15 protein-coding genes are annotated in these 14,146 nt (G+C 60.3%); 10 read left to right on the top strand and 5 right to left on the bottom strand.

Annotation, left to right across the window (positions count from 1 at the left end; translation table 11 throughout):
• Nucleotides 1-45: 45 nt before the first annotated feature.
• Nucleotides 46-1,215, bottom strand: a complete 1,170-nt coding sequence (locus E0H22_RS04410) for a Fic family protein (RefSeq protein ID WP_233024438.1) — start codon at nt 1,213-1,215, stop codon at nt 46-48.
• 172 nt (nt 1,216-1,387) lie between these two features.
• Between E0H22_RS04410 and E0H22_RS04405 the strand changes: the two genes are divergently transcribed.
• A complete protein-coding gene (locus E0H22_RS04405) occupies nt 1,388-2,686 on the top strand; it encodes a DUF2130 domain-containing protein (RefSeq protein WP_233024437.1) in 1,299 nt (432 codons plus the stop codon).
• 146 nt (nt 2,687-2,832) lie between these two features.
• On the top strand, nt 2,833-3,423 hold the full coding sequence (locus E0H22_RS04400) for an alanyl-tRNA editing protein (RefSeq protein WP_233024436.1): 591 nt from the start codon (nt 2,833-2,835) through the stop codon (nt 3,421-3,423).
• Between the two features lie 108 nt (nt 3,424-3,531).
• On the opposite strand, the gene E0H22_RS04395 is transcribed toward E0H22_RS04400, so the two are convergent.
• Nucleotides 3,532-4,173, bottom strand: a complete 642-nt coding sequence (locus E0H22_RS04395) for an AAC(3)-I family aminoglycoside N-acetyltransferase (RefSeq protein ID WP_283818788.1) — start codon at nt 4,171-4,173, stop codon at nt 3,532-3,534.
• Between the two features lie 477 nt (nt 4,174-4,650).
• Entirely contained in the window at nt 4,651-5,349 is a 699-nt protein-coding gene (locus E0H22_RS04390) for a hypothetical protein (RefSeq protein ID WP_233024435.1), read from the bottom strand.
• Nucleotides 5,350-5,558: 209 nt separating this feature from the next.
• Here E0H22_RS04390 and E0H22_RS04385 point away from each other — a divergent pair, with 209 nt between their 5' ends.
• Genes E0H22_RS04385 through E0H22_RS04370 form a run of 4 tightly spaced genes read left to right on the top strand, consistent with a single transcriptional unit; the run spans nt 5,559 to nt 8,629 of the window.
• Complete coding sequence (locus E0H22_RS04385) at nt 5,559-5,945, top strand: MerR family transcriptional regulator (RefSeq protein ID WP_233024434.1); 387 nt, start codon at nt 5,559-5,561, stop codon at nt 5,943-5,945.
• Between the two features lies 1 nt (nt 5,946).
• Entirely contained in the window at nt 5,947-7,422 is a 1,476-nt protein-coding gene (locus E0H22_RS04380; protein WP_233024433.1) for a VIT domain-containing protein, read from the top strand.
• A gap of 17 nt (nt 7,423-7,439) precedes the next feature.
• A complete protein-coding gene (locus E0H22_RS04375; protein ID WP_233024432.1) occupies nt 7,440-7,994 on the top strand; it encodes a hypothetical protein in 555 nt (184 codons plus the stop codon).
• A gap of 2 nt (nt 7,995-7,996) precedes the next feature.
• Nucleotides 7,997-8,629 (top strand): hypothetical protein, encoded by a 633-nt coding sequence (locus E0H22_RS04370; protein WP_233024431.1) that lies wholly within the window; start codon nt 7,997-7,999, stop codon nt 8,627-8,629.
• Nucleotides 8,630-8,639: 10 nt separating this feature from the next.
• On the opposite strand, the gene E0H22_RS04365 is transcribed toward E0H22_RS04370, so the two are convergent.
• Nucleotides 8,640-9,146, bottom strand: coding sequence for a hypothetical protein (locus E0H22_RS04365; RefSeq protein ID WP_233024430.1), 507 nt, complete (start codon nt 9,144-9,146; stop codon nt 8,640-8,642).
• Nucleotides 9,147-9,466: 320 nt separating this feature from the next.
• Between E0H22_RS04365 and E0H22_RS04360 the strand changes: the two genes are divergently transcribed.
• The 4 genes from E0H22_RS04360 to E0H22_RS04340 all read left to right on the top strand — a co-directional run bounded on the left by E0H22_RS04360 (nt 9,467) and on the right by E0H22_RS04340 (nt 13,511).
• Nucleotides 9,467-10,336 (top strand): MotA/TolQ/ExbB proton channel family protein, encoded by an 870-nt coding sequence (locus E0H22_RS04360; RefSeq protein WP_233024429.1) that lies wholly within the window; start codon nt 9,467-9,469, stop codon nt 10,334-10,336.
• A gap of 41 nt (nt 10,337-10,377) precedes the next feature.
• The gene (locus E0H22_RS04355; protein ID WP_233024428.1) at nt 10,378-11,805 is read left to right on the top strand and encodes a hypothetical protein; all 1,428 of its coding nucleotides are present in this window, start codon (nt 10,378-10,380) and stop codon (nt 11,803-11,805) included.
• Between the two features lie 227 nt (nt 11,806-12,032).
• Nucleotides 12,033-13,328 carry a hypothetical protein gene (locus E0H22_RS04345; RefSeq protein ID WP_283818787.1) on the top strand — a complete coding sequence of 432 codons (1,296 nt, stop codon included), beginning with the start codon at nt 12,033-12,035 and terminating at the stop codon, nt 13,326-13,328.
• 33 nt (nt 13,329-13,361) lie between these two features.
• Nucleotides 13,362-13,511 carry a hypothetical protein gene (locus E0H22_RS04340; RefSeq protein ID WP_233024426.1) on the top strand — a complete coding sequence of 50 codons (150 nt, stop codon included), beginning with the start codon at nt 13,362-13,364 and terminating at the stop codon, nt 13,509-13,511.
• Nucleotides 13,512-13,924: 413 nt separating this feature from the next.
• On the opposite strand, the gene E0H22_RS04335 is transcribed toward E0H22_RS04340, so the two are convergent.
• Nucleotides 13,925-14,098: a hypothetical protein gene (locus E0H22_RS04335; protein ID WP_233024425.1), complete on the bottom strand. Its 174-nt coding sequence runs from the start codon at nt 14,096-14,098 to the stop codon at nt 13,925-13,927.
• Nucleotides 14,099-14,146: the final 48 nt, after the last annotated feature.

Raw genomic sequence — 14,146 nt, 5'->3', positions numbered from 1 at the left:
ACGTTAATTCGTAGTTAAGTAGTGCTGAGCCTTGTCTCAACCAGGCTATTGTCGCGGCTGATAAAGTCTTGGAAACCAGCGATCGACCACGTCGGCAGGAAAACCCAGTCGCACTGGGCTTCGCGACGTTGGTGAGACCAGGTATCCCTTGTCGACAAGGGTATTCAGCACACTACGGGCCTGGCGCTCCCCGTAGCCGGTGACGTTGGCTGCCTCTCCGCGCGAAAACTCGCCCTGCATGATCGCGAGCTGCAAAATGGGCCATGAACCCTTCAGAAGGCGTTTTGCGGCGATTTCTTCCTTGGTCCATATCTCCATTCGGTTCTTGAGCTCGGAAGGCTCTAGCAGCTTTTCCATGAAGTCGACCTGATCGACACAAGCGGTCAGGAAGTAGGTGCAGAAATCAACGAGACCTTTTTCGGTCAGCGTGCCGCGGCCATCGAGGTCTCCACGCCGGGGCTCATCGGCGGCCTGCAGTTTCGCTTTGTAGTCATTGACGGTGCGTGCAAGTCCGCGGGAGACGGACCAGAGCTCGGAGCCAATCCCGAGCTCGCGCATATAGGCGTGAGAAAGCAGGCGGGACACGCGGCCATTGCCGTCCAGGAAGGGGTGGATCCACGCAAGGCGGTGATGGGAGGCTGCAACCGAAATGATTTTTTCAATCTTCGTTAGATGCTTCGACGAGTAGGCCTCGCAGAAGCGCCTGAGAAATTCGTCAAGTTCGTCTGGGTCGGGGGGCACGTGCCGGCCGACCGCCACATGACGCGTTCGCAGTTCGCCGGGCTCCATCTTGATGCGTTCGCCCGTCTCAGGGTTGGTGACCCACCACATGTCCTCCAGAACGCGCGAATAGAATTCGCGGTGTATCCACTGGATGGTCTCGACCGACAAACCCGCGCGAGGCCCCTCCCCCCGGTCAATCATCTGCTGGACTTCGATGTGGGCACGCGCTTCGAGCTGCAGATTGCGCTTCTCGGGCTCTTTCTCGAAATCGTTCTTTAGTGCCCGATCAATGTCGATGAGGGTCGTGCTATGGTTCTCGATCAGGTTCGAATAATAGCAATTCATCGACCGGACGAGGTCGCCGACGGATTCGCGCAGGGCAGGGTTCAAACGTGCGGCCAGACCACTGGCCTTCGAGACGAGATCGGTCGCCAGATCTGTTAAGCCCTTGTTTTCAGGCGGGAGCATCGGCTCCATACGTGCGATCGACATTTTTGCCGCTTTCTTTGCCGGTTAATTCGTGTGGAAATATAGGGGATTAGGCCCCGACCGGTCACGGTACTTTGCCGGTTTATTTGCCGCTTTAAGAGGCATCATTACACCGTAAATTGACCCGTTGGCAGAATTCCGCCATTCTGGACAAACCGGGAACAGGGAGGATGAAATGAATTTCGCAGCGACGCAGGCTCATGAGCCGACCCTACAGTGCCCCCACTGTCGCAACGACATCCGGCTCACCGAGTCGCTGGCCGGGCCGCTACTTGAGAAGACCAAGCGGACTTATGAGGCCCTGCTCGCAGACCGCAACGCTGAAATGGGAAAGATCCAGGACCAGGTCCGGGAGGAGCGGGAAAGCCTCACCAAGCAGCGAGCGGAGCTGAACGACCATGTCGCCAAACGGCTGGATGCCGAGCGCGCGCAGTTGATTGCGGCCGAAGGCAAGAAGGCACGCGAAGCGGCTGCGGCTGAACTGGCCACCAAGGACAAAGAAGCTGCAGAACTTAAAGCATTGCTGGAGGCTAACAATGCCAAGCTTGCCGAGGCCCAACAGGCGCAGGCGGAGCTCATGCGCAAACAGCGCGCGCTCGATGAGGAGAAACGCGAATTGGATCTCACCATCGAGAAACGGGTTCAGGCTTCAGTAGAAGGCATTCGTACCAAGGCCCGGCAGGACGCCGATGAAGCGGCGCGCCTGAGGGTCGCTGAGAAAGATCAGACTATCGAGTCAATGGCCCGGACGATCGAGGAGCTCAAGCGTAAAGCCGAGCAAGGCTCCCAGCAGACGCAAGGCGAAGTCCTGGAAATCGAGCTGGAGGATCTGTTGCGCGGCCGCTTCCCGATGGATGCAGTCGAGCCGGTCAGTAAAGGTGAGCTTGGCGCCGATATCGTCCAGCGCGTCAATGCCGCGATCGGTCAGCCCGCTGGCGTGATCCTGTGGGAAAGCAAGCGGACCAAGTCATGGAGTGACGGCTGGCTCGCCAAACTCAGGGACGATCAGCGGCGCAGCGGCGCGGATGTTGCCCTCATCGTCTCTCAAGCCCTGCCCAAGCATGTCGAGCACTTCGATCTGATAGATGGCATCTGGGTCGCTCATCCCCAATGTGCCCTCGCCGTTGCCGTCGCTCTCCGCCAAGGCGTGATCGACGTCAGCAGCTCCCGGCTGGTGCAGCAGGGCCAAAGGAGCAAGATGGAGCAGGTCTACGAATATTTGACCGGCATGAAGTTCAGGCAGCGCGTCGAGGCCGTCGTCGAAAAGTTCAATGATATGCGCGAAGACCTTGATAAAGAGCGCAAGTTCATGGGCCGGCAGTGGGCCAAGCGTGAAACCCAGATTCTTTCGGTGATCGATTCCACGGTCGGCATGGTCGGCGACCTGCAGGCAATCGCCGGGAAGGCAATGCCTGAGATCGAAAGCCTGGAGCCGCGGCTCCTCGAAGAGTCCGCAACGGCGGGGGCAAGATGAAGACCTATCATGGGTAACGCTTTGAACGCTCAACCTCTCTATCAGACGCATTCCGATCTTCTCGCGCTGGAAACCAGTGTGATCGACGCACGTCCCGGGATGGTGCTGCTGGATCAGTCGATTTTTTTCCCGGTGGAGGCGGTCAGTTGCCTGACCGGGCTCTGCTGCAATGGTACGATGGCGAAGCGGCGATCACGGGCGTAACCCGAGACGAGCGCGGATGGTGGCACACATTCGAGGGAGAGGAGGTCGCAGGACCTGTCCGCGTCTCGGTCGACGCCGGTTTTCGTCGACTCATGTGCGAACTGCACACTTTGGCCCATATTGCCAACAGCATCGTTTTCAAGACATTCGACGGAGCGCTTCTGACGGGGGCCCAATTGTCGGGCGACGGGACTTTCCGGTTAGATTTTGACATTCCCGCTTCGGACGTCGACCGGCTTCGTATCCTGGCCGGCTCGGTCAATGACGTCATACAGGCTGATCATCCCATAAGAGCCTTCCTGATGTCATGGGACGCTGCAAACGCAGTTCCCGGTCATTTTCGGAGTAAAGCCGTGTCGCCGCCCCGACAGGCCGACGGCAATATCCGCATCGTGGAGATTGGAGACATCGACCGGCAGGGATGCGGCGGCACGCATTTGAAGTCGACTGGAGAAGCAAGGCCGGTGCGAATTCTCAAGGTTGACAACAAGGGCCGGCAGAACCGACGTATCAAAGTCGGGTTTGATGTTTGAGAGGCAATTATACCTAACGGCCGCATGCCCGTGCATGCTTAGAGGCGCGCGCCGACTCCCTTTATCAAAGCGGCCATAGGCTTTAGCGATCCTCGGAGAGTTCGGCACTCAGCGAGGCGTGTCATCTATTATTCCGCGGTCTTTCGGGACCGGAATGTCGTAGTGATAGACTTCCTCGCGCGAGCCTAGCTTTTCGTAGAGAGCCACGGCGGGCTCGTCTGGCGGATCAGCCTGCACCATCATGACGTATGCGCCCCTACGCGAAGCGATCGACGCCAACGACTTGATCAGATTGGTGGCCACGCCACGACGCCTGTGCAATCCGGAAACCGCCAGATCGTAGATGTATATCTCGGTCCGCTCTTTCTCGAACTTCTTCATTTCATAGGCCGCCAGGCCGCCGATGACATCGTTTCCATGCTTAGCGGCAATCAGGATGATATGAGACGTGTCGAGCAAGTCTTCAACGTAGCTGTTCCTCGGAGGACTACTGGCATACGCCTCCGCGTCGTCGAACGCCTCGGCAAACAAATTCAGCAATGACCGGAACGTCTTGAGGTCGCCTGTCGTCAACTGCGAATAGATGATCTGATCTCTGTCCTGCTTCATGGCAACGCTCTCCGAGAAAGCAAATTTGCCAAACCTTACATCAGCAAAAGCGAAAACGCGTAGACGGTAGATGCGCGGCATCCTTGTGCCATATAGCCGCGTTGCCCGGATGAATGCTGTATCTCCGTCCGCTTCGCGCACGGGCCGTCTCTCGTCGGAAGATCAGTAGCTCCCCAACCAAATGCCCGTGAAATCACCGCATTTCCGGCGATCTGCTATCGGCCGTCTCACTAGCACGGGCGCCGTTGTACCGTCCGTGCTAGTTATACAAACGAGAAATGGCACCGCTTCTTATGGTTCCGACCGAATGGGCTTTAGTCTCTCACATTGTGCCCAGTTCTGCTGCTTCCAGCAGCTTTCTTCACCGTCCGACGCACGCCCGATAGCAAGCGTTGTCTGTTCCGTTACAGGTCACTGCGCAACGGCTGTTTTGCGCCATGCTTGGGGTCGCAACTGCCACGACAAATAGGACCGACAGGATGAGCGAAAGGCGGTAGGTAGTCTTCGACATATTCATTCTCCTTTGCACATGGGTGATTAGGGGATCTCCAGACGAGTTCAGAGGGGTAGAAATCGATCTTTCGTGGTCTTCAAGATCGATCTTGGACGCCACGAACGTCAGCGTCGAAGCCTGTTAAAAATTGCAACGAGTCGATTGTTGGTCTCCCGATCGAATGCCTGATCCTTATCGTTTCGTCGGGGATATGCCCCCGTTAGCAGCATTGGAATTCCAGGCAGGCTGACCGAGCATGTGCCATTGCCATCCTTGACCATTGGCTTTGCCATGCAGGCAATTGTCGGGTTGCCACCGGCGGAAGACAATCGGGCCGATTCACCCGTCGGCAGCCCGACGATGTCCATGAGCGTATTGCTGGCTGCCTTAGCCCCGTCCTGATCCGGCGCGCCTGGCTGAACAATGGGCTTCTTGAGCACGTAAAGAGTAACCGGGCGATCGCCCGCGAAGGATATCGTTGCGCGCGCAACGTATGGTGCGTCCGGCGGCGGATCTATGTTGATCTCATACTGAGTCACTTTCGCCCCACTCTCTCCGCTACCGATTGGGGGCAGAAGTTTCGCCACCCTGTTGGCCGCCTGGAGCCGTTCGGGAGATGGCCCGGGTGTAGCTTGCGAACTTTCCGTTACCTGCAAAGCATCCTTGGCAACCTCGTTGATCCGAGCGGACGTGCTTCCCGGATTGCTTCCGACGCGAGCTGCGGCGTCCCAACCAGGCCTTGCCTGCTTCGTGTTGTCGGCTTTCGCGTCCGCCGCCACTCCGCCCAAGATTGAGATTGTGGCCAGTGCAAGAAGCCTATGCATTGCCGCTCCTCCAGCTTACTCAAGTCTTTTAACAGATCTATTGTAAAAAGAAAAGAGACAATTCGAAACTACCAGAAGCCGGCACGACACCCTCGCTCCTGCTTGAGTGGTGATCACCGCCCTCGACACGCTTCTCGCGTCATGAGTGGTCAATCGCGCATAGAATTCGCGCCAATTGCTTTCGACAAGCGGCATGATAAAAGAAACCCATGAAGATTGAAGAACTCGCTGCAACGACGGACGTCAGCGTCCGACAGATCCGTTTCCTGATCGCAGAGGGCTTCGTGCCGTCGCCTCAGGGAGGACGCACCTACGCAACCTACGGCGATCCGCATGTGCGCGCGATCCGTCGCTTCCAGCGCATGAAATCACTGGGGTTTCCGAATGCGGCTATCCGATTGTTGATGAATGCTCGGGAAGGCGTGCCGGTGCCCGTCGCGGATGGCGTGACGTTGGTGGTTGCGCCGGACATCATCGGTAACAGCCTGGAAGCGGAACGTCTTGGCGAACTTGCCAAGATACGCCTGACCGAGGTGTTGACGCAGAACGTCTCGAAACGACGTCGGCGTGCGGCCGCACATGGCGCGAGGGGATAGGATGGAGCGCGCGGGGAACGAGTGGCCGTCGAGCGGACATGACCGACTGACCGATCCGCTTGCCCCTTTCCTGCGTCCTGCGCCCCTGCCGACGCCACCCCTCCTGCTTTCGCGCACCAACATACATCTACGGCTGGCCCCGCCGCTCGCGCGACTGATCGTCGAGCGCCACTTCAGCAATACCGAAGCTGTTCCGATCGAGGCCGTGCTGACGTTGCCGCCGGCAGTCGATAAGGAGGTCGTGTATGCCACTTCTGTCGAAATCGGCGGCCATGTCTGGCACGCACACGCGCAGGCCCGCCGACGCGCGGAAAACAGCTATGACGCGGCGACTGTCGACGGTAACCGCGCTATTCTCATCGAACAACTGAAGGACGGTTGGCGCACTTTGTCGATCGCCGGCATCCAGCCCGGCGAAGCGGTTTCGGTGCGGACGGACAGTGTCGTCGCGCTACCGCCCGGGATGACAATCCTAACGCTGCGCCCCGGTGCCGACCCGGATCGTGTGGTGCCGGCGCTGCCGGATCACCTATTGCCGCGGCTCACCGACATCGCTCACGACATGGCTCTGATCGTCGAAGCGTCCCCCGACATCGATATCCGGGTGGACGCTGATACGATCCCACGCAGCACGCCCATTACAATCACGCCCGCACCGATTGCCTTCGCCATCGATGTGCCAGCGAGTTTCGGACAGCCGACCGCGGCACAGGATGGAGCCGCATTGGCAGCGCTTCAGGCAGCCGAACGGATTGCCGCCCTGGCAAGCTCAGGCGCCTCGACCAGCCAGCGCGACGAAATCCGCGCATTGGCGCTTTCGGCCAACCTGATGACGCCCGAAACAAGTCTCGTTTTCACCGGCCCCGACGGCGAGGCCAGCGGTATCCTTCCCGCGATGCGCAAGGTTGCCCTGATGGCAGGCAAACAATCGATGCAGCCTGTGCCTGCCGCGCCGCCTTCCGTCCCGAGTGCTGCACCGCCGCCGCCAGAGGTCGAGCCCACCCTATCTCCACCGAGTTCGGAAAGACCGGGACGGCGACGGCTGTCGCGGCCACGGATTGCGCTGCAGCCACCCCCGTTGATCACACGATGGCGCAACTGGCTGGCGCACCGTTTGCACCGCGCGCCGCGCGAACAGAGCCTACCCGATCTCGGCGTGTCACTTGTCCAGGCCGCGACCGGCGTTACATGGCGTCCGGACGGGCTGCTTGCCCTGCGAAGCGGCGACCCCGCGCACCTGCCCCCGGCCACTGCTTTTTTGATACGCGAAATCGCGCGCCACGCGCCGGTCCGCGAGGCGGCGGACGGATTGCAGCTGTCGCCGGAGCACATCGCGCTTATCCTGCTCGCAATCGCCGCCGGACCCGCAAATCCGCTCGCGGTCCATGCCCTTGCCGACCTCTTTCCGGACGACCGCAGCGGCACCTTGAAGCCGGCGCTGCGCTCGCTTGCCAATCGGTTCGGTCTGCCATGCTGAGACAGGTCTGCCTCGCGATGTTGATCTGCGCCGGCACCCTCGACGGCCCGCCCGTGCGCGCGCAGGGCCGCTCCGTGCCCGGTCTGCCCGGCTGGGCGCCCGGAAAGCCGTTCCTGGCCGTGCATGATCGCGGTCCCTGGTCACGGCGCTGGATGTCGGGACGCCCCGAACACCACATGATGCTGACCCTCTATCGATCGCCGGCCGATGCCCGCCACGTCGCCCACCTGTCGCGCGGGCTTGGCGAAAAGCCGTCAGACGACGACGATACGGCCTTTCTGCGAAATTTCCTGCCGCGCATGTGGCGGCATGATGCGGGTCACGTCATGTCCACGATGGACAATCCCATTGCCCCCGGACTATGCGCGATGGTCTCGAGGCACCACCGAACGGCGTGGCTGTGCCAGGCAAGCCGTCCCGACAGCGCCGCGGTTGCCACGGTGCTTATGGCAGATCGCCAGCAGGCCGCACGCACCGCCGCGCTTCTGATTGCAGCCCATGCCGCGCATCATCCGATGCGGCTGGCGGGCTTTGCTTCAACTTCGGTCAGCGATGAGACAGAGGAGCAGTGACGATGAGCGAGCCGGCCGCGGCATCCATGGACGCATCCTACAAAGAGATCTATGCCGGTGTGCTGCCGCAGCCAACCAGGCTATGGCTTGCCGGTCTTTTGCTGGTCGTCGGCCTTGGTGTCACGATGTTAGTGCCGTTTGCGATGATCGGCACGGCGCAAGCGCTGCCGGGCGTTCTGGCCAAATGGTGGTCAAATCTCGGGCAGTATTCGCTCGGTCATCATCTCGGAATGACCTTAGTCCTTGCCAGGCACATCGCTGTTGTTCCGATCGTCGTTCTCATCGGTCCCGGGAGCCTCTGGAAATTCTACGACATCATGAAGACCGACGCGCCCCTGCGGCACGTCAAGCGATCCGAACTTGTGATGATCCGTGAACTCACACAGGAGGGCATTTCCTACGCGGACGAAGCCTCATCCGGCGGGATCGTTCCGTGGTCCGATGTGAAGGCCATCCGTTACATGGACACGCCTGCCTATAAAGGGCGACACTTCGCCGTGGTCGAATTGAAGAAGCCGGCAGACCGGCGATCGCGGCTCGTGTTCTGGGAAGGGCAGGAATACCAACTCTACATCAAGATGCGGATGCAGGAGCGGTTTGCGGCCTATCAGGCGCAACACCCGCAAGCGGCATGACGAACCGTATCTATGTCGCTTCCGCGTCATGCGGAATGCCGCGACGTTGCAGCTGCTCCCTCACGACCACCTTCCACGCGTCGGGCCGCCCGCCGGGAAACATGACAATCTCATTCCAGTCCTCGAGCAAGGCGGAATCGCTCATGGCAGCCGCCAGCGCCGGAAAGTCGGGCACATGCAGGAGAGGCTCAAACACGGCGTAGTCCGCGCATTCGCCCGTGCCGTCGTCGGCGAGTATCTGCGGGAACATGCCAGTCAGCACGCAAGATTGTTCAGCATAAGCAGGAGCACTGCCGGGATGCAGACCGGATTGCACGTGGAGCACCGGGGCGCCGAAAAACACGATGCCACCGAGACAGTTGAGTTCGACGGCTTCACAGAGTCGGGCGTCAATCTCCGACGGAAGCATGTCGCGCAGAGAGCCCCAGCTTCCATAGAAAATTCCAACCGCTGCGTGGGTGTGCCTGAGGCGCACAAAGTAGAGCTTCAACGCGTCCGAGAGGACCAGATCGGTCATATGATCTTCCATCATGAACGGCCTCTTCTTGAAACGATCTGCTCAACAGCGGGTGTCGACTTGTCGAGGGACGGTACCACGGCAGCGTCAATCGCGCCCTTCATCGACCGATTACAGAAATGTGTAGCATCCATCCGGCCGATCCATCATGTCCGCCAAATTATCAAGTTTACAGGGCTGTCCTCACTTGTAACTATTGCTCTCGGATGGCCTCACGCGACCATCCGAAAATTGTCTTTTACGCACTCCGTTACTTTCGACACCTTTTTCTTATGTAAGGGCGATCGCCTGCGCTGTGATCGCCAGCAGGAGGTTTCGCGTTGACGAGCGAGAATACCGCCGGCTCACACCTGCCGATCGTCGGACTACCCACCTCGTCCGATCCACTTTCAAACCCATCCAATCCGGTCTGGCCCTCGATTCCGTCGCGTGGCCGGGCCCGAGCCATCGCGATCGGTGCCGCCGCCACCACCATCGCCCTGCTCACGCTGGTTCTGCCCTATGGCTCGGCTGGCGCCGCGCTCCTGCTTGATCGTCAGCCCTACAGTATCTTCCCCTACCCGTTCACTATTCAGAACATCACCTACATTCTGCTGGCTTGGTCGCTTGCGGATCTGTTTGTGCGCTGGCGCATGACGCAGCGGGAGCGTGCCTTCCTGAACGCCGGGTTCTTGCCGGAGGATTCGACGACGATGCTCGAGATCCACGAACTCGGGCCGATCCGCATCCGCGTTGCGCCTCTTCATGATGCCGAGAGCGGGTTCCTGCCGGCGCTGCTGGACATGACGATCCTGCAATTCCAGGCGAGCAAATCCGTCGATCAGTCGATGACCATCCTGACCAATGCGCTGAGCCTGATGGGAGACCGTGTCGATCTCCGCTACCAGATGCTGCGCTATATGGCTTGGCTGATCCCCACCATCGGCTTTCTCGGCACGGTCATCGGTCTGTCGCTGGCGCTCCACCTGATCGACCCGAAGAACATGGATCTCGGCCGCGTCGTCGGCGGCCTGTCGGTCTCGTTCTACACGACGCTGGTGGCCCTGCTGGCCAGCGCCGTCCTCGCCTTCGCCCAGCACAGCGTGCAGGAACAGGAGGAGCTGGCCCTCAACGCCGCCGGCCAATACTGCCTCGCCAACCTGATCAACCGTGTCTACATTGATCAGGAGAAGCCGGGCGCCATGTCATGAGGCGGCGCAGGCGCCAGTCCGACACCAGCGAAGTGGCGCTGATGGCGGTGATGACGAAGGCGATGGGCGCCTTCCTCATCCTCATGGTGTTTGCCATGCAGTACTACATCCCCGACTTCACCGCCGAGCAGATCGCAGCCATCGTGAACCGGTCCATCGGCAGCGTGCGCAAGGAGCTCGCCGGTGCGGTGGATCGCATAAAAAAGGGTGACTTCACCCGGCAGGACATGGATGCGCTCCAGCGTGAGATCGAGGTGGCGCTCGCCAAGCTCGCCCAAGCGGAAGGCGATATCACGCGCCTGCAAACACGGCTCGATCAGTCCGTCTCGCAGCTCAGGCGGGTCGAAGGCGAACGCACACGTCTCGAAACGGAAACGCAGGAACTGAAAGCCGAGATCGCGCGCCTAAAGGCGTTCGATCCTGTCAAGATGCAGGCGGAAATCGACCGCCTCAGCTCCGACCTCGTCGAGAGAATCCTTGAGGCCAAGAAACTCGAAGAGGTGCTGGACAAGATCCGCAGGACTGACCCGGTCATCTTTTTCGCGCGCTACCAGAATTGCGGGGATGACATCCTTGCACTGGACGTGGCACGCCAGAGAGGGAAGGACGGGAAACCGGAACCACTGATCCCGACAGCGGACTCATCCGGCTACACTCTCGTTCGCAGGGGCTTCCCGGCGTCCTCGGACTTCAAGGGATCGAGCTTCAAGTTCCGTACCGACTCAATCTATGGTGAGGAAGTCTCGCACATCCTGAGCGAAAACTTTGCGGCGGCGGGCGATACATTCGCTATCTACCTAAACTATCTGAACACGCAGCCCGCTCAACAAATCTCAACGCAAGGTCCCAGCCTCGCCGAGAGCAGTTGTCGCGTGCGCGTGAGCGTCTATGCAGGGGGCGGCACGTTGGAAAGCGGGATCAGCGTCAGCAGCAAAAATCCCTTCAATCTGGTCGGCGTTGTTCGGCTCGACGAGCAGAACCGCTTGGTTGCTGTCAATACGTCTCCCACGGAAAGAGGCTGGTTCGAACACTATCTGCAGCAGTCGGCGTGCACCGCATTGACGTGTGATCCCGCGTCGAAACAGGCGCAGTCGGACGCATTCGCCGCCTTGCAGGGGGCCTACCAGTCGCGCCTCATGCGCACACCGTCGCGCCAGATCACCGCCAATGGCGAGGCCGTCACCGCGATCCTCGGCGAATTCCGCGATCGGTTCCTGACCGGACAGCTAACGCAAACCGCCCTCTCCCGCCTCGCGGCTTTGGCGGTGGCTCCGGCATCCGCCGGAGGCGGCGCCGTCCCGGACGGCAACGCCATCGCCGATGCGACCAAGCGCCTCTCGGCGCTTGGCACACCGCCCGCGCTCCAGCGTGAATTCCTTGCGCGCGCAAATCAGGGCTGGTGGACGCCGGAAGAGTTCACCAGGCGCGTCAACAGCGTCGCCGCTATCCAGCAAGGGGCCGCCAAATGACCCGGCGAATGGTTCGATGTGTCCAGGGACATCCGTTCGACGCCAACGCCCATGAGACCTGCCCAATCTGTGCTTCGCGCGAGGCCAAGGTCAGCGCGGCGCCTACCGAAGGGTCGGTAAGCAACGGCCTTCGCGGGGAGCAGGCGGCACCCTCGCCTGCGCCGTGGCACAAGACCCCGTTAATATGGACGGTCGCCGGAGTCGCTTTTCTCGGGGCTACAGTCTACATGTTGCAGCCGAAGACCGTGCCGCCGGTGCCTGCAAATCCGCCTGATTTGCAGAAGCAGGCCTCTACCGATCGGCCGGCTGCCCCGAGCCCTGCTCCTGCACCAGCTCCGCCGCCCGAAGCGATCCCGGCACCGCAATCTACCGTGCGACCGATCCCCGTTCCGGCGCCGGCCGCGCCGGCGCCGCCGCTTCCGACGATGCAGCCGGGCAAGAACGCCGCCACCATGCACAATGCGCAGCGTATTCTGACCCGGCTCGCCCAGAATTCCACCGACATTGAACCGCCTTGGATCAAGCGCCGCGATCCGCCCGACCAATGGGCTATGGGGGCGATGGATGATGCAGCAAAGAAGGCGTTTCAGGCCGCACAGCCAACCGCCAACGTGACGAAGGGATTGCTGCTCTATCTGTCCGGGTTTACGGCGCAGAAAAAGAACGACCTGCCCACCGCGCTACTCCGCTACGAGGCCGGCTATTATTTCGGCTGCGCGATCTGCACCTTCGCGCTGGCGGGGCCCTATCTGTACGATCCCGCATTTCCTGAGCAGCGCAGCCGCGCACAGCTATGGATGGCCATCGCGGAGCGGATTGGGATAGCCGATGCCGGTCCGAGTGTTGCGTTTTTCGGCCCCGGCGCGCGAGACCTCAAGCTCATGCGCGGCGAGACCCCGGCGGGCGGAATCAAGGTCGGGGCTTATTCGCCGCGTGACAGCTTCATGTATGGTTATGCCCGCAATGGCCCGGGCGCCATGCAGATTGTCGATGTCGCGCGACGCGGCGATTCATCGGCACAGAACACGCTGAAGCGCATCGGAGTTGATATCAACAAGCTGCCGGAAATGACAATTGCGCTTGCAGGCCGCTTGATCGATGCCGGCGACAAGGCCCCGGCGGACGCGCTGGATGCCTTTATAGAGCGCGCCGCCGGCGGCGATAGCTTGGCGCTGCACATTCTCAGCGTCAAATCTATCGCCAATCCCGTGCTTGATTTCGACGTCGAGACCCAACTTGCTCTCAGTCAGGCCGCAGCCGTGCGCGGCAAGGAACGCGCGATGATCAAAACGGCCGAGCTTGCGAATTCCATCGGGCGCACCGAGGTGAACACCCCGGGCGGCCCTATGAACCGCGCGGACCAGGCGATCTTCGCGTTCGCCGGCCAAGTGTTTGAACTTGCACCAAACCAGCCCGTGGGGCCGGCCATCGAGCCTTATCTCGCGCGCCTAGACCAGACTCAGCGCAATGGCCTCGAACCCTATTTCAAGGGTGTCACATCGGCACTGGGCAAGCGGTGGTGAACGCGGAGCGTACCGTACTCCTCGAGCCGCTTGATGTCGTTGGTCCAGCTTCTGCAAATTACAGACGGTGCAGCTGCACGCTGCAAACGGCATCTGCAACATCATGAACAGCGCAAAATCAAAACGACCGACGGCTTCGATCAAAGCGCGGGCGGCATTTGTCAGAAGATTATCATCAACTGAGTCGGATGAGAGCGCAGTGGGTGAGACAGCACATGCAACGGCCGTCTAGGCTGATCTCTTCGCCACTTTTGCAAAAAGTTTTCGGCTTGGGATTCTGTGTGGACTCACCGATAGTTGGCACGCATCAAGGCGTGGCCGCCCCCCTGATTATCCGCCCTTTCCACCATATTTAGTATTTGATTCAGATAGCCTTACATATCCTTGCAAGGCGAGAAGGTCTGTCCTACGTTTGTGTAGTTCGGTGCGCGCACTTGTTCGTCCCGCCGACGCTCCCAAACGGGTTTTAGATTGGTCACTCAGACTTGCGCAGGCAAAGTCCGAAACAGACAAGCTGCGTCTTAACGAATTAGACGATCGAGATCGCCTAAAAAGGAATTTGTCCGGACTAGCAAAGATCGCTTTTGGCGAATCACTTACAGCCCGGATAACGTGAGTTCAGTGGACACATACGATTCGGCCCCTTCGTCCTCTTTGACGAGTTTGGGCGCCATACGGGCCCCGAAGGGCGTGCCGAAGGTGATCTGGTTGGGCGGGATCTTGCTGGTGCCGACCCGGCCCTCGATTCGCAGCCCGATCAGCGCCGTCATTTCGGAGCTCTTACGCCTGTCCCAGAGCGAAAACCCATGCACAGGCGT

The sequence above is a fragment of the Rhodopseudomonas boonkerdii genome, assembly GCF_021184025.1.
In the GTDB taxonomy this organism is placed as follows: Bacteria; Pseudomonadota; Alphaproteobacteria; order Rhizobiales; family Xanthobacteraceae; genus Tardiphaga; species Tardiphaga boonkerdii.
Note: the sequence above shows the minus strand (reverse complement) of the source record. Positions and strands in the feature narration are given on the sequence as shown.